Origin of the sequence: Microbacterium sp. NPDC007973, from assembly GCF_042958465.1 — a bacterium.
Taxonomy (GTDB): Bacteria; Actinomycetota; Actinomycetes; order Actinomycetales; family Microbacteriaceae; genus Microbacterium; species Microbacterium galbum.
In genome coordinates, this window is the sequence record NZ_JBIBJJ010000002.1 from 1 (window position 1) to 25,553 (window position 25,553).

21 protein-coding genes are annotated in these 25,553 nt (G+C 71.1%); 3 read left to right on the forward strand and 18 right to left on the reverse strand.

The genetic code is table 11. The features are described 5' to 3' along the window. Positions 1 to 321 precede the first annotated feature (321 nt). From rhaS to ACFZA2_RS05160, 4 genes are read right to left on the reverse strand one after another with little or no spacing between them, the layout of a single operon-like run. Positions 322 to 1,362, reverse strand: a complete 1,041-nt coding sequence (gene rhaS / locus ACFZA2_RS05145; protein WP_315994427.1) for a rhamnose ABC transporter substrate-binding protein — start codon at positions 1,360 to 1,362, stop codon at positions 322 to 324. Positions 1,363 to 1,399: 37 nt separating this feature from the next. Next, entirely contained in the window at positions 1,400 to 2,464 is a 1,065-nt protein-coding gene (locus tag ACFZA2_RS05150; RefSeq protein WP_391401544.1) for an ABC transporter permease, read from the reverse strand. Next, a complete protein-coding gene (locus ACFZA2_RS05155) occupies positions 2,461 to 3,495 on the reverse strand; it encodes an ABC transporter permease (protein WP_315994425.1) in 1,035 nt (344 codons plus the stop codon). The genes ACFZA2_RS05150 and ACFZA2_RS05155 overlap by 4 nt, the downstream gene beginning before the upstream one ends. 52 nt (positions 3,496 to 3,547) lie before the next feature. Further along, complete coding sequence (locus ACFZA2_RS05160; protein ID WP_391401548.1) at positions 3,548 to 5,080, reverse strand: sugar ABC transporter ATP-binding protein; 1,533 nt, start codon at positions 5,078 to 5,080, stop codon at positions 3,548 to 3,550. A 143-nt stretch (positions 5,081 to 5,223) separates the two neighbouring features. On the opposite strand from ACFZA2_RS05160, the gene ACFZA2_RS05165 reads away from it, so the two are divergent. Beyond that, a complete protein-coding gene (locus ACFZA2_RS05165) occupies positions 5,224 to 6,234 on the forward strand; it encodes a LacI family DNA-binding transcriptional regulator (protein ID WP_363389065.1) in 1,011 nt (336 codons plus the stop codon). A 21-nt stretch (positions 6,235 to 6,255) separates the two neighbouring features. Here ACFZA2_RS05165 and ACFZA2_RS05170 read toward each other — a convergent pair whose 3' ends face one another. Beyond that, positions 6,256 to 7,731, reverse strand: a complete 1,476-nt coding sequence (locus ACFZA2_RS05170) for an MDR family MFS transporter (protein WP_391401551.1) — start codon at positions 7,729 to 7,731, stop codon at positions 6,256 to 6,258. A 72-nt stretch (positions 7,732 to 7,803) separates the two neighbouring features. On the opposite strand from ACFZA2_RS05170, the gene ACFZA2_RS05175 reads away from it, so the two are divergent. Next, positions 7,804 to 8,415, forward strand: coding sequence for a TetR/AcrR family transcriptional regulator (locus ACFZA2_RS05175; protein WP_391401554.1), 612 nt, complete (start codon positions 7,804 to 7,806; stop codon positions 8,413 to 8,415). A gap of 22 nt (positions 8,416 to 8,437) precedes the next feature. Here the strand turns inward: ACFZA2_RS05175 and ACFZA2_RS05180 are convergent, their stop codons facing one another. Genes ACFZA2_RS05180 through ACFZA2_RS05190 form a run of 3 tightly spaced genes read right to left on the reverse strand, consistent with a single transcriptional unit; the run spans position 8,438 to position 12,049 of the window. After that, positions 8,438 to 9,283 carry a transglutaminase family protein gene (locus ACFZA2_RS05180; protein WP_315994420.1) on the reverse strand — a complete coding sequence of 282 codons (846 nt, stop codon included), beginning with the start codon at positions 9,281 to 9,283 and terminating at the stop codon, positions 8,438 to 8,440. 46 nt (positions 9,284 to 9,329) lie between these two features. Further along, a complete protein-coding gene (locus ACFZA2_RS05185) occupies positions 9,330 to 10,262 on the reverse strand; it encodes an alpha-E domain-containing protein (protein WP_315994419.1) in 933 nt (310 codons plus the stop codon). After that, positions 10,256 to 12,049: a circularly permuted type 2 ATP-grasp protein gene (locus ACFZA2_RS05190; protein WP_391401558.1), complete on the reverse strand. Its 1,794-nt coding sequence runs from the start codon at positions 12,047 to 12,049 to the stop codon at positions 10,256 to 10,258. The genes ACFZA2_RS05185 and ACFZA2_RS05190 overlap by 7 nt, the downstream gene beginning before the upstream one ends. A gap of 118 nt (positions 12,050 to 12,167) precedes the next feature. Between ACFZA2_RS05190 and ACFZA2_RS05195 the strand changes: the two genes are divergently transcribed. Then, entirely contained in the window at positions 12,168 to 13,391 is a 1,224-nt protein-coding gene (locus ACFZA2_RS05195; protein WP_391401560.1) for a carbamoyl-phosphate synthase large subunit, read from the forward strand. A gap of 210 nt (positions 13,392 to 13,601) precedes the next feature. Here ACFZA2_RS05195 and ACFZA2_RS05200 read toward each other — a convergent pair whose 3' ends face one another. The 10 genes from ACFZA2_RS05200 to ACFZA2_RS05245 all read right to left on the reverse strand — a co-directional run bounded on the left by ACFZA2_RS05200 (position 13,602) and on the right by ACFZA2_RS05245 (position 25,457). Then, positions 13,602 to 14,783 carry a zinc-dependent alcohol dehydrogenase gene (locus ACFZA2_RS05200; protein ID WP_391401563.1) on the reverse strand — a complete coding sequence of 394 codons (1,182 nt, stop codon included), beginning with the start codon at positions 14,781 to 14,783 and terminating at the stop codon, positions 13,602 to 13,604. Between the two features lie 86 nt (positions 14,784 to 14,869). Then, complete coding sequence (locus tag ACFZA2_RS05205) at positions 14,870 to 15,589, reverse strand: glycosyltransferase (RefSeq protein ID WP_391401566.1); 720 nt, start codon at positions 15,587 to 15,589, stop codon at positions 14,870 to 14,872. Further along, positions 15,586 to 16,992 (reverse strand): PIG-L family deacetylase, encoded by a 1,407-nt coding sequence (locus tag ACFZA2_RS05210; RefSeq protein ID WP_391401569.1) that lies wholly within the window; start codon positions 16,990 to 16,992, stop codon positions 15,586 to 15,588. Before ACFZA2_RS05210 ends, ACFZA2_RS05205 begins: the two co-directional genes overlap by 4 nt. Then, positions 16,989 to 18,035 (reverse strand): acyl-CoA dehydrogenase, encoded by a 1,047-nt coding sequence (locus ACFZA2_RS05215; RefSeq protein ID WP_391401571.1) that lies wholly within the window; start codon positions 18,033 to 18,035, stop codon positions 16,989 to 16,991. The genes ACFZA2_RS05210 and ACFZA2_RS05215 overlap by 4 nt, the downstream gene beginning before the upstream one ends. Before the next feature lie 91 nt (positions 18,036 to 18,126). Further along, the gene (locus ACFZA2_RS05220) at positions 18,127 to 19,296 is read right to left on the reverse strand and encodes an alpha/beta fold hydrolase (protein WP_391401574.1); all 1,170 of its coding nucleotides are present in this window, start codon (positions 19,294 to 19,296) and stop codon (positions 18,127 to 18,129) included. A gap of 33 nt (positions 19,297 to 19,329) precedes the next feature. Continuing rightward, positions 19,330 to 21,267, reverse strand: a complete 1,938-nt coding sequence (locus tag ACFZA2_RS05225; protein WP_391401577.1) for a glycoside hydrolase family 127 protein — start codon at positions 21,265 to 21,267, stop codon at positions 19,330 to 19,332. Positions 21,268 to 21,270: 3 nt separating this feature from the next. Then, positions 21,271 to 22,089: a carbohydrate ABC transporter permease gene (locus ACFZA2_RS05230; protein WP_391401580.1), complete on the reverse strand. Its 819-nt coding sequence runs from the start codon at positions 22,087 to 22,089 to the stop codon at positions 21,271 to 21,273. Then, positions 22,086 to 23,057: a carbohydrate ABC transporter permease gene (locus ACFZA2_RS05235; protein WP_391401583.1), complete on the reverse strand. Its 972-nt coding sequence runs from the start codon at positions 23,055 to 23,057 to the stop codon at positions 22,086 to 22,088. Before ACFZA2_RS05235 ends, ACFZA2_RS05230 begins: the two co-directional genes overlap by 4 nt. A gap of 69 nt (positions 23,058 to 23,126) precedes the next feature. Next, positions 23,127 to 24,389, reverse strand: coding sequence for an extracellular solute-binding protein (locus ACFZA2_RS05240; RefSeq protein ID WP_391401586.1), 1,263 nt, complete (start codon positions 24,387 to 24,389; stop codon positions 23,127 to 23,129). A gap of 45 nt (positions 24,390 to 24,434) precedes the next feature. Further along, positions 24,435 to 25,457, reverse strand: coding sequence for a LacI family DNA-binding transcriptional regulator (locus ACFZA2_RS05245; RefSeq protein ID WP_391401588.1), 1,023 nt, complete (start codon positions 25,455 to 25,457; stop codon positions 24,435 to 24,437). Positions 25,458 to 25,553: the final 96 nt, after the last annotated feature.

The following is a 25,553-nucleotide window of genomic DNA, read 5'->3' on the forward strand; positions in this document are numbered from 1 at the left end:
CGGGGGGATTCGGTGGTTGAGGGAATGTTGGGTTTGGTTTGTCAATTGTAAACCCCGGGTCCATTTTGGCCCCCCCCCCCGGGTAACCCCCCCCCCCCCCCCCCCGGGTGAGTGTCCGAGACACCCGGAGACCGCCTCCCCGGCATCCGGTATTCGTGGACGCTCGCGGGGCCGACCGTCGCGGGGGGGGCAGCCGCGGAACCGCCGAAGCCCGCGGATGACCACGGACCCGGAACACCGATACCCCGGAACACCGACGCCCCCGGAACGGCGAAGCCCCGACCGCCACGAGGGCGGCCGGGGCCGATGCGGGGCGTCGACTCAGAAGTCGAAGTCCGCGATGTTCGAGGAGTCGAACACGTAGGGGTCGCCGAGGAGGACCGTGGCGTCGGCGCCGACGGTGAACTCGCCGAGCTTGCCCGCCTCGAAGGAGTCGCCCTCCTTGCCCGTGATGGTGCCGTCGATCAGCGCCTTGGTCGCGTACGCCGACAGGTAGCCGAGGTCGGCCGGGTTCCACAGGGCGAACGCGGTGATGGTGCCGTCCTGCACGTACTCGCGGAGCTGGTTGGGCGTGCCGAGACCGGTCAGCGCGACCTTGCCCTTGTACTCCGAGGTCGAGAGGTAGCGACCGGCGGCGGCGATGCCGACGGTGGTCGGCGAGACGATGCCCTTGAGGTTCGGGTACGTCTGCAGCAGGGCCGCGGTGCGGTCGAAGGAGGTCTGGTCGTCGTCGTCGCCGTAGACGACGTCGACGAGCTCGATGTTCGGGTGGTTGGCGGCGAAGTCCGCCTTCATGAGCTCGATCCAGGCGTTCTGGTTCGTCGCGTTGGCCGCGGCCGACAGGATCGCCACCTGACCGGCGTCGCCGATCTGCTTCGCGACGAGGTCGACCTGCACCTTGGCGATGCCCTCGGCGGTCGCCTGGTTGATGAAGAGGTCGCGGCACTTCGCGTCGGTGTCGGAGTCGAACGTGACGACCTTGACGCCGGCGCTGCGTGCCTCGTCGAGCGCGTCGCAGATGGCCGAGGGGTCGTTCGCCGAGATGACGAGGCCGCCCACGCCCTGCTGGGCCGCGGTCTGGATGTACTGCACCTGCGACGTGGGCGTCGCCTCGCTCGGACCGACCTGCTCGAAGGTGCCGCCGAACTCGCCGATGGCCTCCTCGCCGCCCTTGTTCGAGGTCTCGAAGTACGGGTTGCCGAGGTTCTTCGGCAGGAAGGTGATCGCGAGATTTCCCCCGTCACCCCCTGAACCGGAGCCTCCGCCGGAGCCGCCGGAGCAGCCGGTGGCGACGAGGGTGACCGCCAGGGCGAGAGCGGCGGCAGCGGTGCCGACGCGGGTCTTGCGCGTGAATGCGAACATCGTTGTTTCCTTTCGTGATGCGGGTGTGGTGAGCAGGTCAGACGGTGGCGGCGGGCGCGGAGGAACGCGCGTTCCTGCGCTTGCCGAGGGCGGCCGCTCGGCGGGATTGCACCCAGGCGAGCAGGCTGGCCGACACGACGGAGAGCACGAGGAGCACGCCGGTGATGACGTTGATGATGTCGCTCGTCACCCCCGCGAGCCGCAGCGCGCTGCCGAGGGTGCCGATGAGCAGCACGCCGGCGATCACGCCGTGGAGGGCGCCGCGGCCGCCGAAGATCGACACGCCGCCCAGCAGCACCGCGGCGATAATCTGCAGCTCCATGCCCATGGCGTTCTCACCGCGGGCGTTGCTGTAGAGCAGGGTGAAGTAGACCCCCGCGAAGCCCGAGACCGTGCCGCTGAGCACGAACAGGACGAACTTCGTGCGGGCCACGTCGATGCCGGAGAACTGCGCGGCCTCCTTGTTGAGGCCGATCGCGTACAGCGACCGCCCGAACGGGGTGAGGTGCAGCAGCACGGCGAACACGATCGCGAGCACCGCGAACGGGATCATGATCAGCGGCAGGGGCGTGCCGGGGATGTTCGCCTTGGCGAGGTCGGTCCAGGTCTCGGGGAACTCCGTGACCGCCTCGGTGCCGAGAAGGCCAACGGCGATGCCGCGGAAGAGCGCGAGCGTCCCGATCGTGACGGCGAGCGAGGGCAGTCCCACGACCGTCACGAGGAAACCGTTGATCGCCCCGGCCACCAGACCCACGACGATCGCCGCGAGGGCGGCGACCTCGAACGGCCAGCCCGCCTGCGTGAGGACGCCGACGGTGACGCTGGAGAGACCGACGATGCTCGCGACCGAGAGGTCGATCTCCTCGGTGATGATGATGAGCGTCATCGGCAGCGCGATCAACAGGATCGGTGCGATGTCGCGCAGCAGGTACGTGACGGTGAGCGGGCTGTCGAAGTTGCGCACGGTCGCCAGCGAGACGACGATCACGAGCAGCAGGATGCCGATGATGGCGGCCTCGCGCGTGAGCAGGGCGCGACGCCAGAACGGGCGTCCGTGCGCGCGGTAGGTGCGGGCGCGTTCGTCGACGGTGGTGGAGGTCATCGACCCGTCTCCCTCTCTGCGGTGAGCTTGCGGGACTGCCGGACGGCCAGCACGCGGTCGAGCACGATGGCGCCGAGGATGAGCGCGCCGACCACGGCGCGCTGCCAGAAGTCGTCGATGCCGAGGATCGGCAGCGCGCGGTTGATCGTGAGGAGCAGGTAGGCGCCGATCGCCGCACCCCAGACGGTGCCGACGCCGCCCGAGATCGCAACGCCGCCGATGACGGCCGCCCCGATCGCCTGCAGCTCCCAGCCGAATCCGGCATTGGAGGCGACGGTGCCGTACCGGGCGGCGTAGAGCACGCCCGCGAGACCGGCGAGGGCGCCGCTGGTGACGAACGCGCCGATGATGCGGCGGTTCACCTTGAGGCCGTACAGGTGGGCGGCGGCCGGGTCGGACCCGATCGCGTACAGCTCGCGCCCGCTGCGGAGGTTGCGCAGGTACCAGGCCGCGACGATCAGCACCACGACGGCGAGGATGGTCAGGATCGGGATGCCGAGGATCTGGCCCGTCCCGAGCCCGCGGAAGTCGGCGGGCAGGTCGGAGGCGTTGACGCGGTTGCTCCCCGCCCACGCGACGTTGATGCCGCGGTAGATGTACATCGTGCCGAGGGTGATGACCAGCGCGGGCACCTTCGCGTAGGCGACGAGCGCGCCGTTGACGAAGCCCAGGATGCCGCCGACCACGATGCCCGCGAGGAAGACGACCACCAGCGGCAGCCCGGGCACGTCGATGAAGAGGCGCCCGGTGAGGTAGGCGGTCAGCCCCACGACCGAGCCGACCGACAGGTCGACGTTGCGCGTGATGATGACGATCGCCTGGCCGACGGCGACGAGCAGCAGCAGCGACGGCGTGAGCAGCAGATCGCGGAAGCCGTCGGGGGAGAACAGGAACGTCGGGTTGTTCAGCGTCGCCACGACGATGATCAGCACGAGCGCGAGGACGATGCCGCTCTCGCGCGCGGTGGCGACGTGCGAGACGAGCTTCGCCGCGGGGCTGGTGCCCGGACGGACGGGGGTGGCGGTGCTCATCGGAGGCTCTCCGCTTCAGGGGTGGTCGGGACGGGGAGGAAGGATGCCGCGCTCACAGCGATGCCCCCGCCTCGGCGGTCGCGGCGAACATGACGGCCTCGGGGGTGGCATCCGCTCGCGCGAACTCCCCCGTCAGTCGTCCTTCGCGCATGACGAGGACGCGGTCGGCCATGCCGAGGACCTCGGGCAGTTCGCTCGAGATCATGAGGATCGCGAGGCCCTGCTGCGCGAGCTCGGAGAGGAGGCGATGCACCTCGCTCTTGGTTCCGACGTCGATGCCGCGAGTGGGCTCGTCGACGATCAGCACCTTGGGCTGCGTCGCGAGCCACTTGCCGATGACGACCTTCTGCTGGTTGCCGCCGCTGAGGGTTCCCGTCGTGGCATCCAGGGCCGCCGTCTTGACCTCGAGGCGGCTCGCCCATTCGCGCGCCGCGCGGTTCTCATCGGAGCTGCGCAGGAGTCCCCAGCGCGAGAGCTTCTGTCGGATCGCGAGGGTGATGTTGCGCGAGACGCCCTCGTCGAGGACGAGCCCCTGCTTGCGGCGGTCTTCGGGCACGAGCGCGAGACCGCGTGCCGTCGCCTGACGCACGGCGTTCTTCGGCAGCACGCTGCCCGCGAGGCGCACGGTGCCCGATTCGTAGGGGTCGACGCCGAAGATCGCGCGGGCGACCTCGCTGCGCCCGGCGCCGACGAGTCCGGCGAGACCGACGATCTCGCCGGCGCGCAGCGTGAACGAGATGTCGCGGAACACGCCCTTGCGTGTGATTCCCTCGACCTCGAGCACGACCTCGCCGGGGGTGGACGGCAGCTTCGGGAAGAGCTCGGTCACGTCGCGCCCGACCATCTGCCGCACGAGGTCGTCAACCGTCGTGTCGGCCAGGGGAGTCGTGTGGACGTATGCCCCGTCGCGCATGACGGTGACGGTGTCGCACAGGGCGAAGACCTCGTCGAAGCGGTGCGAGATGAACAGCAGGGCGCGACCCTCGTCGCGCAGGCTCCGCGCCACCGCGAACAACCGCTCGACCTCGACGCCGCTGAGCGCCGCGGTGGGCTCGTCCATGATCAGCACCCGAGCGTCGAGCGAGATGGCCTTGGCGATCTCGATGATCTGCTGGTCGGCGATCGAGAGCCCTTCGGTCACCCGATCGGGATCGAGGGCGACGCCCAGGCGGGCGAAGATCTGCGTCGCCTCCTCACGCATCGCGGCGCGGTCGATGCGTCCGAGACGGCCGGTGGGCTGGCGGCCCATGAAGATGTTCTCGGTGACCGACAGGTCGGGGAACAGCGTCGGCTCCTGGTAGATGACCGCGATCCCCGCGGCCTTCGACTGGGCGGTGCTGACGAAATCGACGCTCTCGCCGTCGAGCAGGAAGTCGCCGTCGTCGCGACGGTAGAGGCCCGCGATGATCTTCACGAGCGTCGACTTGCCCGCGCCGTTCTCGCCGATCAGCGCGTGGATCGAACCGCGGTCGAGCACGAGGCTCCCCGACCGCAGGGCCACCACGGGGCCGAAGGACTTCATCACGCGGCGCAGCTCGAGGGCGTGGTCGGACGGGGCGTGGGTCGCGTCCATCGCGTCAGCCATGCGGCCTCCTCATTGAGGGTCGGTCCGGTTTCCCGGTCGAATCTGAAACGTTTCAGATCGGATGCCAGTCACTGTAGGGTGAGCCCGACGACGTGGTCAAGTCGGGATCGCGTCGAGACCGGATCGTGACGTGAGGAGGCGCCGTGTCGGTGAGCATCCGCGATGTCGCGACCCTGGCGGGCGTGTCGGTGGGGACCGTCTCGAACGTGCTGAACCGCCCCGACGCCGTCTCCGCTTCGTCAGTCGAACGCGTCAACAGTGCGATCGAGCAGCTCGGCTACGTGCGCAACGACGCAGCGCGCCAACTGCGCGCGGGAGTGAGCACGACCGTCGGCTTCGTGGCACTCGACGGCCGCAACCCCTTCTTCGCCGACGTCGTGGGTGGCGCCGAGCACGAGGCCACCGCGCGCGGTCTCGCCGTCCTGCACGGCAACAGCGACGAGGACGCCGCCCGGGAGACGCTGTACATCGACCTGTTCGAGCAGCAGATGGTGCGGGGCCTGCTCATCGCGCCGTTCGGCGACGTCACCGCGCGACTCACGCGGCTTCGCGCCCGCGGCATCCCGTCGGTGCTGATCGACCGCTTCTCGGGCGACGGACGCTTCTCGTCGGTCTCGGTCGACAGCGTGGCCGGTGGGCGACTGGCGGCCGAGCACCTGCTCTCGCGCGGTCGTCGCCGGATCGCCTTCGTCGGCGGCTCCTTCGACATCCGTCAGGTCACGGACCGTCTCGCCGGAGCCCGCAGCGCAGTCGAGAACAGCGCCCACCCCGCCACGCTCGAGGTCGTTCCCACCCACGCGCTCACGGTCGACGAAGGAGTGGCCGCCGGGCGGCGGCTCCTGGCCCGCGACCGCGCCGATCGCCCCGACGCGGTCTTCGCCGCCAACGACCTCCTCGCCCTCGGACTCCTCCAGGGCCTGGTCGTCGACGGCCGCATGCTCGTGCCGGACGAGATCGCCGTCGTCGGCTTCGACGACATCCCCTTCGCCGCCGCGGCGGCCGTGCCGCTCACCTCCGTCCGCCAGCCGAGCGCGCTCATCGGGGGGACGGCGATGCGCATCCTGCTCGACGAGGCCGACGATCCCGGGCGCCCGACGCGGCAGACGGTGTTCGCGCCGGAGCTCGTCGCCCGAGCGTCCACGGGGGCGCCGTAGCCCGACGCCCCCGCGCCGGCGTCAGTGCGCCGGCATCCCCTCAGCGGCCTCGGCCTGCTTCGGCGTCCGCACGAACGCCGCGAGCACGACCACCGCGATCGACAGGCACGCCGCGACGAAGAACGCGGTGTGGATGCCGGAGGCCGTCGCATCCACGGCACCCGCTCCCCCGCCGGCCGCCGACGCGGCGCCGACGGTCATGAGGGTCACGAACACCGCGGTGCCCGCCGCTCCCGCGAGCTGCTGCACTGTCGACACGATCGCGGAGCCGTGCGGGTAGAGCGCACGCGGCAGCGAGCCGAGCGCCGAGGTCATGAGCGGGGTGAACATGAACGCCAGGCCGAGGCTGAGGACGCAGTGCACGGCGATGACGAAGCCGATCGGCGTCGTGGCCGAGAGCGTCGCGAAGCCCCACAGCGCGACGCTCGCGACGACCGCGCCCGGGAGCACCAGCGGGCGCGCGCCGAAGCGGTCGAAGAGGTTGCCGACGATCGGCGCCATGAGACCCATGAGCAGTCCGCCCGGCAGCAGCATGAGGCCGGTGGGGAGAGTTCCCAGACCCAGGACGTTCTGCAGGTACAGCGGCAGCAGGATGAGCACGCCGAAGAGGGTGGTCATGGCGACGACGACCAGGATCACGGCCACGGTGAAGGTCGAGTGGCGGAAGACGGCGAGGTTCAGCAGGACGCGTTCGGTCGCGCCGAGCCGCACCTGCCGGACGACGAAGGCGGCGAGCGCAACCGCACCGACCACGAGCGGGATCCACACGGGCACGAGGGCGTGTCCGCCGGCGGCCTCGCCGATGCTGGAGAGTCCGAAGATGATGCCGCCGAAGGCGAGGGCCGACAGCACCACCGAGAGCACGTCGAGGGCGACGCGCCGGGTCTCGGTGAGGTTCTGCACCCAGCGGGCGCCGAGCGCGATCGCGACGAGGGCGATCGGCACCATGACGATGAACATCGCACGCCAGGGGAAGACCGACAGGATGAGTCCCGACACGGTGGGCCCCACGGCCGGGGCCACCGAGATGACGATCGAGATGAGGCCCATCATGCGTCCGCGCCGGTGGGCGGGGACGACGTTGAGCACCGTCGTGAACAGCAGCGGGATCATGATCGCCGTTCCCGACGCCTGGACGATGCGCCCGAGCAGCAGCACACCGAAGCCCGGCGCGACGGCGGCGACGACCGTGCCGAGGGTGAACAGCCCCATCGCGGCGAAGAAGAGCGTGCGGAGCGGGAAGCGCTGGATGAGGAACCCGGTGGTGGGGATGACCACGGCCATCGTGAGCAGGAAGGCCGTGGTGAGCCACTGCGCGGTGGCGGCGGCGATGTCGAGCTCGCGCATCAGCTCGGGCAGGGCGACGCCCATGATCGTCTCGTTCAGGATGACGACGAAGGCGGCGACCACGAGGAGGGCGATGACCGCACCGGGGCGGACGTCGCTCCTGCCGGGCGGCGTGGCGGCGGTGGTGGGTACGGTTCCGGTGGAGACCATGGGCGACCAATCTGAGCAGGTTACGACAAGTTGGCAGTTACTGCCAATAAGACATCGACTACTGTATCGGACATGAGCACTCCCGCGGCCCCCGTCGAGGGCCTGCGCGACCGCCGCCGCCGCGAGACCGCCGTCGAGATCTGCGCCGCCGCTCTCGACCTCTTCGAGCAGAAGGGGGTGCACGGCACGACGGTCGACGAGATCGCCGCGCGCGCCGGCGTCTCCGCCCGCACGTTCTTCCGCCTCGCCGGCACGAAAGAAGACGCGGTCTTCATCGACGACGGCCGCTTCGCCGACGCCCTGGCGGGGGTCGGCGACGCCGGCGACGGCATCCGCGCCCTCCTCTCGGCTCTGCGCGACGTCTTCGCCCGTGAGCTCCAGCTCCTGGATGCCGACGCCCGGGCGCGCGAACGGTACCTGCGCGTGCGGCGACTCATCGCCCACGAGCCCGCCCTGCTCGGCGCCGCCGTGCGCCGGGAGGTCACCTCGGCCGACCGCTTCGTCCCCGAGATCGCCGAACGGGTCGGGCTCGCCGAGCTCGACGTGCGCACGGCCCTCGGAGTGGCCGGCCTCGAGATGCGGACGACCCTCGACGAGTGGGCGCGCCGCTACGACCGCGGCGAGGCGAGCACGCTCAAAGCTCTGCACCGCGAGGTGCGGGCCCGACTGGCGGACGCCGTCTGACCCGCCGACACGACCGCGGCGGTCACGTCTCGCGCGTGATCGTCACCTTCACCTTGAGGTTGCTCTTGCCGGGGCCGGCGTAGACGCCCCGCAGCGGAGGGACGTCGTTGTAGTCGCGGCCGCGACCGACGAGCACGTGACGGTCGCCGATCTCGATGTTGTTCGTGGGGTCAAAGCCCTGCCAGTCGCCCGCGAACCACTCGACCCACGCGTGCGACTCGCCCGTGACCGCCTCACCGACCTCCGCGGACGGCTTCGGGTGCAGGTAGCCCGAGACGTACCGGGCCGGGATGCCGACCTCGCGCAGCGCTCCGATGGCGACGTGCGCGATGTCCTGGCACACGCCCTTGCGGGCCTCCCACGCGTCGATCGCCGTGGAGGTCACGCCTGTGACGCCCTGCATGTACTCGATCGCGTTCCCGATCGCCTCGGCGATGGCGTGCGCGGCCGGGCCGGGACGGTCGTGCTGGGCGGCGATGGATCGCGCCAGTTCGGCCACCTCGGCGTGCGGGGTGGTGCGGCGGGTCTGCGACAACTGCTCCACCGTCGAGATCGATCGGTCCGCCTCGGCGGCGAGCTGCTCCCACGTGATGTCGGCGTGCTCGATCGGTCGAGGGCGCACCTCGACCAGGGAGCGCGCCGTGATCGTGAGCGCGGCATGCGGCGAGAGGACGTCGAACGCCGCGACCCGCGTGCCGAAGTAGTCGACGTACTGGTTGACCGAGGTGGAGGGCTCGATGTCGAGCGACGAGCTCAGTACGAACTGGCTGTCGGTGGAGTGCGGGAGCATGCGCGCCTCGTTGTACGAGGCGACGACGTCGCCCGGGTACACGAAGCCGGTCTGGTGCTCGATGCGCAGGCGCTTCATCGCAGACCCCCCGGGGTCGTCGCGGTCGCCGCGGTCATGGCATCCATCATGAGATCTCCCCGATCCAGCTCGGCTCGGCCTGCGTCGGGAAGAATCGCGAGCGGATCGCCTCCGACGCCTCGCGCGTGACCGTCTGCACGCGCTGCATGTGCTCCGGCAGGTCGGTGAGCACGTCGCTGACCGGCCGGTACTCGAGGTCGTTGCGGATCTGACCGAGGGCCCGCAGCACGGTGTTGGAGTGCCCGACACGGTCGGCGCGCGGGTCGATCGCGCTCATGCAGTCCTCGGCCCGCTGGATCGAGTAGATGATCGAGCGCGGGAACAGGCGGTCGAGCAGGAGGAACTCCGCCGCGTTGCGGGCGCTCGGCATGCCTCGATAGGTGCGCAGGTAGGCCTCGTAGGCGCCGCACGAGCGCAGGATCGTCGTCCACGACGGCCCCGACACCTCGGTGAGCGACCGGGTCGCGAGCAGGCGGGCCGTCATGTCGGTGCGCTCGATGCTGCGGCCGAGGGTGAAGAACTGCCACGCCTCGTCGCGGTTGGTGGACGAGTCGACGATGCCGATCGCCAGGGCGGCACGTTCGCGCACCCACTGGAAGAACTCGTGCACCTTGTCGGTCTGCAACCGCCGCGGCATCCGCGAATTCGTGGTGTTGAGGATCTCCCACAGCTCGGTCGAGACGATCTCGCGCGCGCGGCGGGCGTTCTCGCGGGCCGCGGTGAGCGAGTAGGCGATGCTCGACGGGTTCATGCGGTCGACCGCGAGGCGGGCCAGCACGTCGTCGCGGCGCACCGAGTCGACGTTCTCGGGCCAGGCCGAGCCCATCACGCTCAACAGCGACCGGCACGCGGTGTCCTCGTCGATCCAGGGATCCTCGAGCAGCAGCTGCAGGTGCACGTCGAGGATGCGCGCGGTGCCGTCGCTGCGCTCGATGTAGCGCCCGATCCAGAAGAGGCTCTCCGCGATGCGGCTCAGCATGATCCCCGCCCCCCTCCGTCACCGGCGGGCGCGGCCGAGCCCCCCGAGGACCCTGAGCTCGTCGAGGGGTCCGCTACCCCCTCGCGCGCCTGCTGCTGCTGCTCCGCCTGCGGGCCGTGCTGCACCCCGGCGTCCTGCTGCTGCTGTTCCTGCTGCTCCTTGCCGGAGCCCGGGCGCGGATCGCGCGGGGAGGTGGTGGGCGCGGGCTGACCGTCGTAGATGATCGGGATCGCCTCGGTCACCGCCGCCTGGTCGGCGACGAGACCCGAGACGCCGTTGCCCTGGCCGTACTCGACGTGAGACGGCGCGGATCCGCCGACCACCCACGTGTCCTTCGAGCCGCCGCCCTGGCTCGAGTTGACCACGAGCTGACCCTCGGGGAGGGCCACGCGGGTCAGGCCGCCGGGCAACACCCAGATGTCGTCGCCGTCGTTGACGGCGAAGGGACGCAGGTCGGCGTGCCGCGGTCGCATCCCGTCCTCCACCAGCGTCGGAATGGTCGAGAGCATGACGACCGGCTGCGCGATCCAGCCGCGGGGGTCGGCGAGCAGGCGTTTGCGCAGCGCGTCGAGCTCGGCGGGCGAAGCGTCGGGGCCCACGACGAGCCCCTTGCCGCCGGAGCCGTCGACCGGCTTGACGACGAGCTCGGGCAGGCGATCGAGCACCTCTTCGAGCGCGCCCGGGTCTTCGAGCCGCCAGGTGTCGACGTTCTTGAGGATCGGCTCCTCCGCGAGGTAATAGCGGATGAGATCCGGCACGTACGTGTAGAGCAGCTTGTCGTCGGCGACGCCGTTGCCCACGGCATTGGCGATGGTGACATTGCCCAGGCGCGCCGCGAGCATGAGGCCGGGGGCGCCGAGCATCGAGTCGGCGCGGAACTGCAGCGGGTCGAGGAAGTCGTCGTCGACGCGGCGGTAGATGACGTCGACGCGCTGCGGTCCGCGCGTGGTGCGCATGAAGACCTTGCCGCCGATGCACAGCAGGTCGCGTCCCTCGACGAGCTCGACGCCCATCAGACGCGCGAGCAGCGTGTGCTCGAAGTACGCCGAGTTGTAGACACCCGGGGTGAGCACGACGATGTTCGGGTCGTCGATCCCGGGCGGGGCCGACGCCTTGAGCGCGGCGAGGAGCTTGTTGGGGTAGTCGCCGACGGGGCGGACGCGCATCGACACGAACAGCTCGGGCAGCGTCTGCGCCATGACCCGACGGTTGGAGATGACGTACGAGACGCCCGAGGGCACGCGCACGTTGTCTTCGAGCACGCGCATCTCGCCGTGCTCGTCGCGGATGAGGTCGATGCCCGACACCTGGATGCGCACGCCGTTGGCACTGCGGATGCCGGCGGCCTGGCGGTAGAAGTACTGCGACGACGAGATGAGACCCGCGGGCAGGATGCCGTCGCGCACGCAGTGCTGGTTGCCGTAGGCGTCGTCGAGGAAGGCCTCCAGGGCGCGCACCCGCTGCTTCACGCCCGCCTCGATGCGCGACCACTCGTCGTAGGCGATGACCCGGGGCACGGCATCCAGGGGGAAGGGCCGCTCCTCGCCCGCGAAGTCGAACGTGACGCCCTGCGCCAGGTACGAGCTCGCCAGAGACTCGGTGCGGCCGCGCAGCTCCTCCTGGGTCATCTGCGCGAGCGTCTGGTACAGCTCCCGATACGCCTCGCGAGAGGGGGCGGCGTCTCCGGGCGAGGCCGGGACGCCGAACATCTCGTCGTACGCCGGGATGCCGGATGCGGTCTTGCGCGGCGCCAGCGTGGAGCCGTAACCGTCGAACAGGTCACCCATGCTGAGACTCTACTCAGCACCGTGTTGCGGGAACGTTTCCCCTACACCTCTCCCACGTCCGCACAGCCGATGGATAGAGTGACGCCCACCGTCCGCCGCAACGACCAGGGGTGCCTCCATGCGCGTGCTCGTCACCAGTTCCCGTAACACCTTCGCCCTCGACCTGATCCGCAAGCTCGGCAGCGTCGGGCACACGGTGTTCGCGAGCGACACCTACGACGGCGCCGTGGGCAACCACTCGCGCTTCCTCTCCGGGCACCTCGCCACCCCGTCGCCGCGGTTCGAGACCGACGCCTTCATCGCCGCGGTCAGCGACTACGTCGAGAAGCACGACATCGACGTGATCATCCCCACGTTCGAGGAGGTGTTCTACCTCGCCGCCCGCGTGGCCGACCTGCCCCCGCGCGTGCGCCTGTACGCCGGCAGCTTCGCCGACCTCGCGCGCCTGCACGACAAGGCGAGCTTCCAGCGCCTGGCGCAGGATGCCGGGGTGCCCATCCCCGAGACGGTGGTCGTCACCTCTCCCGAGGAGCTGCGCGAGGCGATCGCCTCGTTCCCCCGCTACTTCGCCCGCGCGGCGTTCTCGCGCGGCGGCGTCGGCCTGCTGACCAACACCGGTCCGCTCGCGGGCAAGATCCCGGTCGACGAGTGCGTCCCCACCCCCGAGCAGCCCTGGCTCGTGCAGCCGTTCGTCGACGGCCCGATGGTGTGCACCTACAGCGTCGTGGTCGACGGCCGGGTGCAGGCGCACACCACGTACAAGGCCGCCGAGCAGTGGGCGCACTCCACCGCGATCGCGTTCATCGCCGTCGACAGCACCGACACGCTGCGCTACACGCAGCAGCTCGTCGACACCCTCGACCCGGGCTTTACCGGACAGATCTCGTTCGACTTCGTCGACCACGGCAGCGCCGCGGCCCCCGACTACAAGATCATCGAGTGCAACCCGCGGCCGACGAACGGCGTCATCCTGCTCGAGGCCGACGACGTGTCGAAGGCCATCCAGGGCGAGCTCGCCGAGCCGGTCGCGGCCGTGCCGGGCACGGAGCGGCAGATCACCCTCGCCGTACTCGCCGACGCGTTCACCGAGCCGCTGAAGCACCTGCCCAAGACGCTGCACGACCTGCTGCACGTGCGCGACGTGGGCGCGGGGTGGTGGGACGACGCCGCGATGCTGTGGAGCCCCGCGACCATCGTCCACGGCGCCAAGATCTCGCACGGCGATCGCAAGGAGATCCTCGCGGCCCTCGGCGACGACATCGTGTGGAACGGCGAGCCGATCGAGGGGATGACCCCGGCGGATGCCGAGGCCCTCGAGGCGGTGCACGCCGGTCGGGTCTGACCCTCCGGCATCCGCCACCGCCCGGCACCCCCCCTGTCGAGTGTCCAAGACACGCCGCTCTCGCGCGGAGCGGGCGGCGTGTCCTGGACAATCGAACGCGGTCGAGGGCACCCGCGTCAGCCCGAATCTCTGCCGAGTGTCCGAAGCACGCCGTCCCCACGCGGAGCGGGCGGCGTGTCCTGGACACTCGACGGGAGGTCGGGGCGGGCGTCAGGCGCCGGGGCGGAGCACCACCTTGATGCAGTCGTCCTCCTTCTTCTGGAACGTCTCGTAAAGGCGAGGGGCGTCCTCGAGCGGGGCGTGGTGGGTGACCAGATCCATCACGCCGAGCGGGTCGGCGGAATCCTCGACGAGCGGCAGCAGGTCATCGATCCAGCGCTTGACGTTGCACTGGCCCATGCGCAGGTTCAGCTGCTTGTCGAACATCGTCTTCATGGGCAGGATGTCGGCCTCGCCGGCGTACACCCCGCTCAGCGACACGGTTCCGCCGCGGCGCACGAGGTCGATCGAGGCGTAGACCGCGGCGAGGCGGTCGAGGCCGGCCTTGTCCATCAGCTTCTGCGCGAGGGCGTCGGGGAGCAGCCCGACGGCGTTCTGCGCGAGCTTGATGCGGCCGTTGCCGTGGGCCTCCATGCCGACGGCATCCACCACGCCGTCCGCCCCGCGTCCCTCGGTGAGGTCGATGAGCTCGTCGACGACGGTGTCGGTCAGGTCGTAGGTCAGGATGCCGTGACGCTCGGCCATCGCGCGCCGCTCCGGCTCGGGCTCGATGGCGAGCACCCGGTAGCCCAGGTGCACGCCGATGCGCGCGGCGAACTGACCGACCGGGCCGAGACCCATCACCGCGAGCGTGCCGCCCTCGGGGACGTTCGCGTACCTCACGCCCTGCCAGGCGGTGGGCACGATATCGCTGAGGAACAGGTAGCGGTCGTCGGGCAGGTCGTCGCCGACGCGGATGTGGTTGTAGTCGGCCAGCGGCACGCGCAGGTACTCGGCCTGACCGCCGGGGACCTGCCCGTAGAGCTTGGTGTAGCCGAAGAGCGCCGCGCCGCTGCCGTACTCGCGCACCTGCGTGGTCTCGCACTGCGACTGCAGACCGCGGCGGCACATGAAGCAGTGCCCGCACGAGATGTTGAAGGGGACGACGATGCGGTCGCCGACCGCGAGGTTCGTCACGGCCGAGCCGACCTCGACGACGACGCCCATGGGCTCGTGGCCGAGCACGTCTCCCTTGTCGATGAAGGGGCCGAAGAGTTCGTAGAGGTGCAGGTCGGAGCCGCAGATCGCCGTGGAGGTGATCTTCACGATCGCATCGGTCGGCTCGAGGATCTCGGGGTCGGGGACCTCCTCGACGCTCACGTTGCGGGTGCCCTGCCAGGTCAGTGCCTTCATGGTGATGCCTCTCGTTCCGGGGGACGGCCAGTCTGCGGCGAGACCGGAAGACCGCCGAGGTGGTTGACGAACCCCCGTCTCGTGGGTCAGGCGCCGGTCTCGGCGAGAGGTGGGGAGTCCACCCACGCGTGCACGCGGCGCAGGAACGCGGCGTACCCCGCCGGGGTGCGTCCCGTGAACCGCCCCGACGTCTCGACCTCGTGGGTGTCGCTCGCGCGCACCGTCGCCCCGATGGCCCGCACCGCGCGGACCAGGGCGACGTCCTCGTGCTCGGCGAGATCGGGGATCCCGCCGGCCCGCGCATAGACGCTCGCGCGCACGCCGAGGTTGGCGCCGTGCACGTTGCCGGCCGGTTCACCGCGCCGGTGCGTCGCACGCCAGTACGCCGCATGCCGCGCGCTGAGATCGGCGAAGTCGGGACGCACCGTGCCCAGGATCAGATCGACGCCGGCATCCATCAGCTCGAGCTGGTGCGTGATCCAGTCGCGGGGCACCGTGGTGTCGGCATCCGTCATCGCGATCCAGGTGTGCGCCGGGTCGCTCCCGAGAAGGCTCAGGGCCCGCTCGACGCCGACGCGGCGGGCGGTGCCCACGCGCCGCGCCGTCAGCTCGACCGCCTCGATCCCGCGGCGCCGCACCTGCGCCGCCGTGGTGTCGGTGCAGTCATCCAGGGCGACCACGACCACCGCCGACAGCCCGGGGTCCCGCTCGCGCGCGTGCGCCACCGCCCGCTCGACCGAGGCGAGGCACCGACCGATCAGCGCCTCCTCGTCGTGGGCCGGGATGACCACCGCCAGCGCCGTCACGCGAGCAGGCCCGCCTCGGCCGCGACCGATCGGGCACCCGCTCGTCCGAACACCTCGAGCACGAAGTCCTCCTCCTCGTGCCGCACGAGGCGCACGAGGTCGGGTCGGGCGCCGATCGCGGCGTGCACCTCGTCGCCGCTCCGCGGGTATCCGGCGACCGGATGCCGCCAGTGGCAGGCGACGAGGTGCCCGTCGACGCTCAACGTCGAGACGGCCGCCGCGAGGCCCCGCTCGAGGTCGTCGCCCGCCCAGTAGTACGCCACCTCCGACAGCACGATCAGGTCGAACTTCCCCTCCGGCCAGTCGGCGGGCAGCGTCGCTCTCCGCAGCTCGACGTTCCGACGGTCGGCGAGCCGCGCGCGGGCGCGCTCGAGCGCGGCGGAGGCGAGGTCGACGGCGATGACGTGGTCCGCGCGATCGGCGAGCTCGGCGGTGAGCGCGCCCGTCGCGCAGCCGGCCTCGAACACCGCCCGGTAGCGCCGGCGCGGAAGCGCCGCGAGCAGCGCTGCGCGCTTGCGGTGCTCGTACCAGCGCGAATCGAACCCCCACGGATCGTCGTGGCGCGCGTACATGTCGTCGAAGTAGTCCTGCCCGACGGAGGGCGCGGCGGGTGTCGCCCCCGCGTCCCGCGCGGTCGGTTCCGCGGCGGACTCCGTCGCGGATTCCGGGGCGAAGAACACCTCGCCGTCGCGCTCGAAGTGCGCGCGCATGCCCGCGTGCACCATCGGCTCGTCGCCGGGCGCGGGCGACAACGCCTGGAGCTGACTCGCGTGCGCGTCGAGGGCGCGGGTCTTGGCATCCCGAGCCGCCGCGTCGAGCGCGAGGCGCTCCGCGCGCTCCCACGGCACGTCGTCGACGCCGCCCCAGTGCCAGAGCCAGATCGGGAAGGAGCGCGAACGCACCCCGCGCGCCGCGCACACGTCCTCCACGATCTCGCCGGCCACCCGGTGGTCGCGGTGTCCGTCGCCGCGCCACGGCGAGAGGACGAGCACCCGGTCGGAGGGCTCCCGGTCGATCGCGCGCATCACCGCCGCGGCGATGGCGTCGCGGTGCTCGTCGGTGCCGCCGTCGGGAAGTCCGAGGAACTCCGGCTCGCTCTCGATCCCCACGATCGACGCCGCCTCGCGCAGTTCGCGGCGGCGGGCCAGGGCGAGGGTCGCGGGGCTGTGCGTGGGCGAGTCGGGGTGCGACCCCTCGCCGTCGGTCACGACGAGGAGGTCGACCGGGATGCCGCGAGCGGCGGCCGTCGCGATCAGGCCGGCGGCGCCGAGGGTCTCGTCGTCGGGATGCGCGGCCACGACGATGACCCGGTCCACGTCGAGAGCGAGCGTCGGGAGCTCGCGCCGCAGGGCGAGGCTCCACACGTTCTCGGCGGTCCCCGGATCGCGGTGGTCGAAGCTCACCACCCTCCGTCTCCCGCGGCGACGTCGGATCCGATGCGGGCGAGGTCCCGCTCCGCGTGATGCTGACGCACGTAGATCTGGAGGTCGGCCACGCGCCGGGCGTGCCCCTCGTCGGCGACGAGCGGCGCCGGTCCGAGGGCGTGCGCCGTCGCCGCGATCGTCTGCTCGACGGCGTCGACGACGACCGTGCGCGCGCGGGTGGCGCGTAGCCCCGGGGATGCCGACCCGCCCGCCTCGAACACCGTGGCCGTCTCGACCAGGACGGCGCGCGCCGCCCACAGAACCGCATCAGCGCGTCCGAGGTGCACGCGCGAGAGCTGGTCGGCCCGCTCCCCCGCGGCGGCCGCGGCGAGTGCGTCGCGCAGGGGCATCGCCCCGCCCCACCAGCACGCCGCGACACCGACCCCGCCGTGCGCGAATCCGGGCCGGCGCAGGTACCAGCCCGGATCGCCGACGGGCACGGCGATCGCGCCGTCGACGTCGATCGGGGCGCTCACGACCCGGTCGAGGCCTCGCGCGTGCCACGGTCCCGAGCGCGCCGACACGGCCGGGTCGTGCAGGTCGAGCGCGAAGAGCTGCCGGTGGTCGTCGTCGACCCAGGCCGTGACGAGCGCGCGGTCGAGGTCCGCGGCGAGAGAGCACCAGGGCTTCGTTCCGCGCAGCCTCCAAGTGCCGGCATCCCGTCGCGCCTCGAGGCGCGTGCCAGGCCCCTCGGCCGCGAAGACCCCCCACGAGCCGTTCGTCGCGGTATCGAGCACGATCCCGTCGGCGGCCGCCTCGTCGAGGATGGCGAGGGCATCGAGATGCGGCTCCAGCATGCGGGCGGCGGCGACGTCGCGGGCGGCGACCCCGGCGAGCAGCTCCCAGGTCGCCGCGAGCGACCGCGGCCGGGGGACCCCGGTCGCCCACGCGAGCGTGGCGGCGACATCGGTGCCGAGGGACTTCACGGCATCCGCCCGCTCGAGAGCCGCACGGACGCCGTCGAGATCGACCGCGTCGGGCGGGAGGAGCAGGGGGAAGCGGGGATGGTCGCCGTCTGTCACCGGCCCAGCCTCGGCGCGGGGAACGTTTCACGACAGAGCCTTGACACCGACCCGCCGGCGGACAGGGGATGCCGTTTGCCGGCGCCGCGGCTCAGCAGCGGCGGAGCACGCGGCGGCGGACCAGGGCGTCCAGCCGCGCGATCTGCACGAGAAGCGACGGGAACGACGCCGACAGACCGGTGCGCGGCAGCCGGTCGAGCGCCGGCTCTTCGCCGGGGAGAGCCGCCTGCTGCCCACGCACGAGCCGCCGGATGGCGTTCAGGAGTGCCATCGGATGGGTGTCGAGGGCGCTGTGACCGTTGTGGAGGTGCACGAGGATGGCATGGGGAGCCGCCGCGACCACCCGCTCGGCGATCGCGGCCGGGGTGCGCAGGTCGCGATCGCCCGAGAGCACGACGAGCGGCCAGTCGAACCCGCGCACGGCCGCGAGCAGGTCGTACGGCTCCCCCGCGAAGGCGGGGTAGCGCGAGGCCAGGGGCAGGTAGGTGCGCACCGGGTCCAGCGGATGCCCGTCGAGTGCGCCCCCGTAGCCCAGCTCGCGGAAGGCGATCGTGCCCACGAGGTCGAACTCGTAGATGCGCGGGATTTCGGCGATCTCGGCGTCGCGCGTGGCGTAGGCGGTCAGCGCCCGCCACGCGAGACCGGGCTCGTGGCGCACGAGCGGGTGGACGAGGTCGGTCCCCCCGAGCTCGTACGCGGCGCGGACGACGTCGAGCACGATGCGCTCCGAGACCCCCGCCGCCACGAGGCGCCGCACCCCGCGGGCCATGTCGTCCTCGGCATCCCAGAACAACTCCCGCACCGCAGCGCGCTCGATGTCGATGTCGTGGGCCGACTGCAGCGCGGAGTCGAGCAGCATCGACGCGACCCGTTCCGGATGCCGCGCCCCGAACGCCATCGCGAGGTAGCTGCCGTAGGAGGAGCCGACGATGACCGCACGATCGACGCCCTCCGCGTCGAGCACCGCCGCGACGTCGTCGAGCACGGCGGTGATGCGCATCGCCGCGGGAGGGAGCGGGCGAGCGTCGAGGTCGCGGCGGGAGCGTCCGATGCCGCGGTGCTCGATCATGATCACATCGAGCCCGCCGCGGGCCGCCCGCCGCCGCAGGCCGCGGTACGGCAAGACCGACGCCAAGCCCGGACCGCCGGGGATGATCACGACAGGCGTCGCGCCGCGCGGTCCCGTCCGCACGTACGCCAGGTCGAAGGCGGGCGCGCCGTCGGCCGCCGGGCGCCGGACGTGCCGCAGGCTCTCACGCATGGGGGAACGCTACCGCTGCGGGGCGTGGGTGTGTCAGGGCGCCGCGGGATCCTCCTCGAGAACGTGCACGGGTACGAAGACCCGCATCGCCGTCGGCCCACGCTCGGCCCATCGGTGGTAAGGGACGAAGGTCACCGGGAAGGGGCGTCCGGAGGTCGCCCGAGGGGGCGTAGCGGTGTACGGCAGGGTCTCCGATCCGCTGACGCGCCGCCGCGGTATGACCTCGGCTCGCGCTCCGTCGGCGAACGACTGCGGCCTCACAGGACTCATGCTCACCTCGTCGATCGAGACGCCCGCGGGTAGGTCGATCGATTCCAGACACAGCACGAGTGGCCCGCGCTCGATCGCAACGCCTCCGCGCACGGCATCGATGCGATCGTCCGGGAAGGTCAGCCGGGGGTGGAGGGGCACGTCGAGCTCGACCGTCGTCCCCGGGATCACGTCATCGACGTCGAACCATCCGGGCACCGCGACCAGGGGGCCAGCGTCGTCGACCGTGACGACGGCACCGTCTGCCCAGGAGGGGATCCGCAGCCGCAGGCGTGTACCGCCGACCGGGACGTCGCGGACGGTGATCCGCACCCGGCCGTCGTCGGGGTAACGCGTGTCGATGCGCAGACGCCACCCGTCGGCGTCCACCTCCCCGGCCGCGTACTGGAGCACGATCAGACCCTCGTCATCCGACGCCAGCGCGTACGCGGAGAGAGAGGCGAGCGTGCGGGCGACGTTCGTCGGGCAGCACGACACCTCGAACCACGGGGCGCGCACACCCCCCTCGGCGCGGGTGTTCACCCCGTCGATCGCGAGCGCCCCCGCCTCCCGCTGGTGCAGCGGGTTGGCGTAGAAGAACGAGCGCCCGTCGTCACCCGGGGAGGTGGCGACGACATTGAAGAGCGTGCGCTCGATGAGGTCGGGATACACGACGTCGCCGGTGTGCAGGAACAGCCGCCACGCGAGCATGATCGACGCCACGCCGGCGCAGGTCTCGCAGTACGCGCGGTCGGCGGGCAGCTCCCAGTCGTCGCCGAATCCCTCGTCCTGGTGCCGCGAACCCATGCCCCCGGTCAGGTACGTGCGCCGCGCGACGGTGTGACGCCACTGGCGCTCGAGCGCCGCCAACAACTCGTCGTCGCCGGTGTCGACGGCGACGTCGACCGCCCCCGCCGACAGGTACAACGCCCGCACGGCGTGACCGCGCAGGGTGTGCGCCTCGCGCACGGGCACATCGTCCTGGAAATACTCAGGCGACTGCAAAGGCGGCACCGGGAGGGAACCGCGACCGCGCCGCTCCACGAAGAGCCGGGCCTGCTCGAGGTAGCGACGCTCGCCGAACGCGCGCCCCGCTTCGGCGAGCGCCACTTCGATCTCGGCGTGACCGCACACGCCCTCGCGTGCGCCCGCGCCGAATTCCCGGCAGATGTGGTCGGCCGCCCGCCGGGCTACCTCGACCAGACGATCGTCGGGTGCGCCTGTGCGGGCGCGGGCGACGGCGGCCTGCAGCAGGTGGCCCATGTTGTACAGCTCATGCCCCATGGAGAGGTCGCTGTACCGCGGCGCCTGCCCGGGGTGGCCGAAGGCCGTGCCGAGGTAGCCGTCGTCGTCCTGGGCGCGCGCGACCCGGTCGACCAGATCGCCGAAGGTCGCTTCGAGAGCGGGATCGGGGGCGCGTCCAAGCTCCCAGGCCATCGCCTCGAGCAGCTTGTAGATCTCGGAGTCCGAGAACACCCACCCCGTGCGCTCGTCGAGGGGGCCGCCGTCCGCCACGCGGTCGAAGTTGGCGAGCCAGCCCAGACGGTCCATCCACTCGAGGCAGTGGGCGAGGGTGGCCTCTGCGTTGACGGCTTGCCGGCGCCCCCAGAAGCCCTCGGCATCCACGCGGAAGGCGGCGACGTCGAGCCCGTGCGCGCGAGCAGTGACTGGTGCGACGGGGACGGCGCGCGTCACCGCCGTGGAAGCGTGTTCGAGAACCACGGGTCAGTCCTTGACGGCCCCGGCGGTCACGCCGGCGGCCACATAGCGCTGGGCCACGACGAGCAGGATCGCCGCGGGAATGGATGCCACAGCGGCGGTCGCCATGATGGCGTTCCACTGCGTGGTGTTGTTGCCGATGTAGGCGTAGATGCCCAGGGTGATCGGCTTGAGCGCCGAGTTGCGGGCCAACGTCGAGGCGAAGATGAAGTCCGACCACGCCCAGAGGAACGAGAACAGGGCGACCGTCAGCACGGAGTTGCGGCTGAGGGGCAGCACGACCGACACGAAGGTGCGCCACGAGCCCGCACCGTCGATGCGCGCCGCCTGCAGCAATTCTCGCGGCAGGCCGCCCATGAACGCCGCGAACAGCAGCACGCCGAAGGGCACCGCCACGGTGGAGTCGGCGAGGATGAGCCCGGGCACGCTGTTCAGCAGCCCCGCTCGGGCGTAGATGGCATAGAAGCCCATCGCCATGACGACGGCGGGGATCATCTGCGCCACCAGCAGCACGAAGTTCAGCGTCCGCCCGCCACGGAGGTTCAGCAGAGCGATGGCGTACGCGGCCGGGGCCGCGATGACGACCGTCACCACGACGCAGCCGAGGCCGATGATCAGGCTCGTCCCGAGGTTGGGCAGCTGCTGACTGAGCACCGCGGTGTAGCCCTCGACGGTGGGGTCGAAGGGGAAGACGTGCGGCGGGCTGTCGCGCAGGTCGCTCGTCTTCGTGAACGACACGTTGAGCATCCAATAGACGGGGAAGAGCATCAGGGCGGTGAAGACGAGGCCGAGGCCCGTCTTCCACCACGAGCGGCGGGCGATCATGAGTTCTCCTGGCGACGCTGGGCCCGCAGGTAGACGAACCCGAAGACGAGGGCGATGACGATGAGGATGTTGCCGACGGCGGCCGCGGGCGACAGGTCGGGCTGACCGGTGCCGAACGCCTCGCGGTAGGACCAGATGGCCAGGGTGGTGGTCGCGTCGGCGGGGCCGCCGCGCGTCATGATCCAGATGATGTCGACGACCTTGAGCGTGTAGACGAGCCCGAGCAGCAGGGTGATGGCCGAGACGGGGCGCAGCAGCGGGAACGTGATGCTGCGGAACTGCCGCCACGGTCCGGCACCGTCGAGCGAGGCCGCCTCGTACAGGTCGGTCGGGATGTTCTGCAGACCCGAGTACAGGATGACGAGATTGAACGGGATACCGAGCCAGATGTTCGCGATGACGACCGCGATCATCGCGGTGTCGGGGGAGGTCAGCCAGTTGATCTGGCCGATCCCGAAGGCCTCGAGGAACGAGTTCACGATGCCGTTGTCGCTGTTCAGCATCCACGACCAGGTCGAGCCCGAGACGATCAACGGCAGGAGCCACGGCACGAGGAACAGACCCCGTAGGACGCCGCTGAGCGGGAAGTGCGAGCGGAAGAAGACGGCCAGCCCCAGGCCGATGGCGTACTGGAAGACGAGCGAGACCACGACGAAGACCGCGGTGTTGGCGAGGGCCGGACCGAAGGTGGGCGAGGAGATCACCGCAAGGTAGTTGTCGAGGCCCACGAACGCCGCATCGCCCTGCACGAAGGCCCGCACCGTGTAGTCGTGGACGCTCAGATCGATGCTGCGCACGAGCGGCCACAGGTAGAACACGACCAGGTAGATCACGAGCGGCGCGGCGAACGCCGCGGCCACCCACGGCGACCCATCGCGTCGGGCGCGACGGTGCCGGGCAGGGGGGACGGTGACGGCGACGGTGTCGTCTGCGGCGCGGGGACGCTCGCGCAGGGTCGATGAGGACATCGATGCTTCTTTCGACGGGGGTGTCCGGGGGAGCGTGGCCGCTCCCCCGGACACCGGTGGATGCCGCTGTTACTTACCGGTCGCCGACTTCGCCGCGGCCTGCGCGGCGTCGAGGGCCTGTTCGGGCGTCTGGGCGCCGGAGAGGACGTTCTGCACCGCCGTCCACAGCTGCTCGGAGATGAGCGGGTAGTCGGTGCCGAGGTTGTCGCTCGTGCGACCCTTCGCGGCCTGAACGGCCGAGACCCACGTCTTCAGGTCGGCGTGCTCGCTGAGGAGCTGCTTCTGGCCCTCTTCCGTCGGCGGGATGTAGTACGCGAAGGTGTTCGCCGTGTCGACGAAGCCCTCCGGGGTCGTCATGCACTCGATGATCTTGCGGGTGGTCTCATAGCGTGCGGTGTCCTTCTGGACGGGCGCGACGATGAACTCGCCGCCGGTGGGCGCGGGGGCTGCCCCGCCGTCCTTCGCCGGCAGCTCGATCACGCCGGTCGCGAACGGCGCCTTGGCGGCACTGTTGACCTGCCAGGTGCCGTTCTCCGCGAACGCGAAGTCGCCCGTGAGGAACTCCTCCCACACCGTGTTCTGCGAGTTGGTGATGACCGAGTTCGGGGCGTAGCCCTTGTCGAGCCAGTTCTTCCACAGGGTCACGGCGTCGACGGCCTCGGACGACGACAGATCGGTGAGATCGGCTCCGGCGCCCCAGAACCAGGGGAGGAACTGGAAGGTGCCCTCTTCGGTGTTGATGCCCGAGAAGGTGATGCCCTTCTTCCCGGCCGCCGAGACCTTGGCCAGGGCGGCATCCAGCGAGGCCCAATCCGTGACGGACGCGGGGTCGACGCCCGCTGCCTTGAGCACGTCGGCGTTGTAGTACAGCGCCAGCGTGTTGGCGCCGATGGGGATGCCGTAGGTCTTGCCGTCGAGTACGCCCGCGGCGAGCAGGTTCTCGTCGATGCTCGAGGTGTCGAGACCGAGGTCGTCGGTGGTCGAGAGCATGCCGGTGTCGGCCAGGGTCGACACCGCGGGGTTGTCGATGAGGATGACATCGGGCGACGTGCCGTCCTGCGCGGACAGCAGTGCCTGGTTCGTCAGAGCGGTGGTGTCGTAGGCGGTCCGCTGGATCGTGACACCGGCCTCGGTGCCGCAGTCCTGCACGCGCTTGGCCCAGTCGGAGTCCTCGGCGTGCTGCGGGTACGGGTCCCACCAGGTGTAGGTTCCGCCGGCCGCGTCGGAGCCGGAGTCGCCTCCGGTGGTACCGCCGGAGCATCCGGCCAGCGCGCCAACGGCGACGGTCGCCGTGGCCAGGACCGCGGTAAGGCGCAGGACCTTGGTGTTCATTGTTCCTCCTCGAACATGCTCGGGTGAGAGCTGTGTGGTGCCGCCTCAGCGGCGGGGTGGGGGTGCGGCGATGCTGCCGCGGTCGTCGATGACGGGCGCGATCAAGTCGACGACGTGGGAGTCCGTGGGAGCGTCGGAGCGCACACGGGAGACGAGGTGTTCGACGGCCCGCCGACCCAGCAGATCGGCGGCGCTGTCGATGGCGCTGAAGGGCAGCGAGAACGTGCGGGCGAATTCGTCGGAGTAGCGCCCGATGACGGAGAGGTCGGCGGGCGAGGTCAGCCCGCGCGAGGCGAGCACCGAGGGGAGCGCCGCGGCGGCGGCCTCGTTGTTGAGCAGCAGTCCGGTCGCGTCAGGGTGGGCGTCGAGTACCGCGTGCAGGTCGCGACCGATGTCGGGCTGATGCGACGACCCGAACACGTGATGCAGACGGATGCCGTGCTCGTCGGCACGCGCGCGGGCGGCATCGGCCAGCCGCCAGACGTAGGCGCCCCCGCGCTCGACGACGTGCTCGGGCTGCGACACCAGCGTGAGCTCGCGATGCCCCATCTCGTGCAGGCGGTCGACCATGAGCCGACCGGCGGCGTCGAAGTCGAGATCGAACGCATCGACCCCGGCCGGATCGCCGGGGAGCCCCACCAGCGCGCCGGGCTGGCTGATCGCGCGGAGCGGGGCGAGACGCTCGTCGAACTCGGCCACGTTCAGCAGCACGAAACCGTCGACCATGCGCGAGGCCGCGATGCGGGTGAGCGCGCCGACCCCGTCGCTCTCGGTGACGAGCAGGGTATCGAAGCCGAGCTCACGGGCCCGGTTGGTGATGCCGAGGATGTACTGCAGCATGGCGGGCGCGAATTCGTCGTCGAAGAACTGCCCCAGAACGGCCAGCACGTTCGTGCGGGAGGTGGCCAGGGCGCGGGCGCCCGCGTTGGGGGTGTACCCCAGCTCGCGCACGGCCCGCTCGACGTTCTGCCGCACGGCGGGAGAGATCGTGCGTTTGCCCGAGAGGGCGTAGGAAGCCGTGCTCCGGGATACTCCGGCGGCTCGCGCCACATCGCCGATGTTGACCATGTCGCCGTCCTTTCTGTCGCCGGGCGTCCGTCGCCCGGGAGGGATGAATCGGTGGTGTTCCGAGTGTCCCTCGCTGGACGGCGTGTGTCTGTATCG

Excerpts from the sequence above, each read along its gene's own strand:
- ACFZA2_RS05235 (WP_391401583.1), bottom strand. The coding sequence starts at position 23,057 with ATGTCCTCATCGACCCTGCGCGAGCGTCCCCGCGCCGCAGACGACACC.
- ACFZA2_RS05175 (WP_391401554.1), top strand. The coding sequence starts at position 7,804 with ATGAGCACTCCCGCGGCCCCCGTCGAGGGCCTGCGCGACCGCCGCCGC.
- ACFZA2_RS05195 (WP_391401560.1), top strand. The coding sequence starts at position 12,168 with ATGCGCGTGCTCGTCACCAGTTCCCGTAACACCTTCGCCCTCGACCTG.
- ACFZA2_RS05190 (WP_391401558.1), bottom strand. The coding sequence starts at position 12,049 with ATGGGTGACCTGTTCGACGGTTACGGCTCCACGCTGGCGCCGCGCAAG.
- ACFZA2_RS05150 (WP_391401544.1), bottom strand. The coding sequence starts at position 2,464 with ATGACCTCCACCACCGTCGACGAACGCGCCCGCACCTACCGCGCGCAC.
- ACFZA2_RS05155 (WP_315994425.1), bottom strand. The coding sequence starts at position 3,495 with ATGAGCACCGCCACCCCCGTCCGTCCGGGCACCAGCCCCGCGGCGAAG.
- ACFZA2_RS05220 (WP_391401574.1), bottom strand. The coding sequence starts at position 19,296 with ATGCGTGAGAGCCTGCGGCACGTCCGGCGCCCGGCGGCCGACGGCGCG.
- ACFZA2_RS05170 (WP_391401551.1), bottom strand. The coding sequence starts at position 7,731 with ATGGTCTCCACCGGAACCGTACCCACCACCGCCGCCACGCCGCCCGGC.
- ACFZA2_RS05230 (WP_391401580.1), bottom strand. The coding sequence starts at position 22,089 with ATGATCGCCCGCCGCTCGTGGTGGAAGACGGGCCTCGGCCTCGTCTTC.
- rhaS (WP_315994427.1), bottom strand. The coding sequence starts at position 1,362 with ATGTTCGCATTCACGCGCAAGACCCGCGTCGGCACCGCTGCCGCCGCT.
- ACFZA2_RS05245 (WP_391401588.1), bottom strand. The coding sequence starts at position 25,457 with ATGGTCAACATCGGCGATGTGGCGCGAGCCGCCGGAGTATCCCGGAGC.
- ACFZA2_RS05180 (WP_315994420.1), bottom strand. The coding sequence starts at position 9,283 with ATGAAGCGCCTGCGCATCGAGCACCAGACCGGCTTCGTGTACCCGGGC.
- ACFZA2_RS05240 (WP_391401586.1), bottom strand. The coding sequence starts at position 24,389 with ATGAACACCAAGGTCCTGCGCCTTACCGCGGTCCTGGCCACGGCGACC.
- ACFZA2_RS05200 (WP_391401563.1), bottom strand. The coding sequence starts at position 14,783 with ATGAAGGCACTGACCTGGCAGGGCACCCGCAACGTGAGCGTCGAGGAG.
- ACFZA2_RS05160 (WP_391401548.1), bottom strand. The coding sequence starts at position 5,080 with ATGGCTGACGCGATGGACGCGACCCACGCCCCGTCCGACCACGCCCTC.
- ACFZA2_RS05185 (WP_315994419.1), bottom strand. The coding sequence starts at position 10,262 with ATGCTGAGCCGCATCGCGGAGAGCCTCTTCTGGATCGGGCGCTACATC.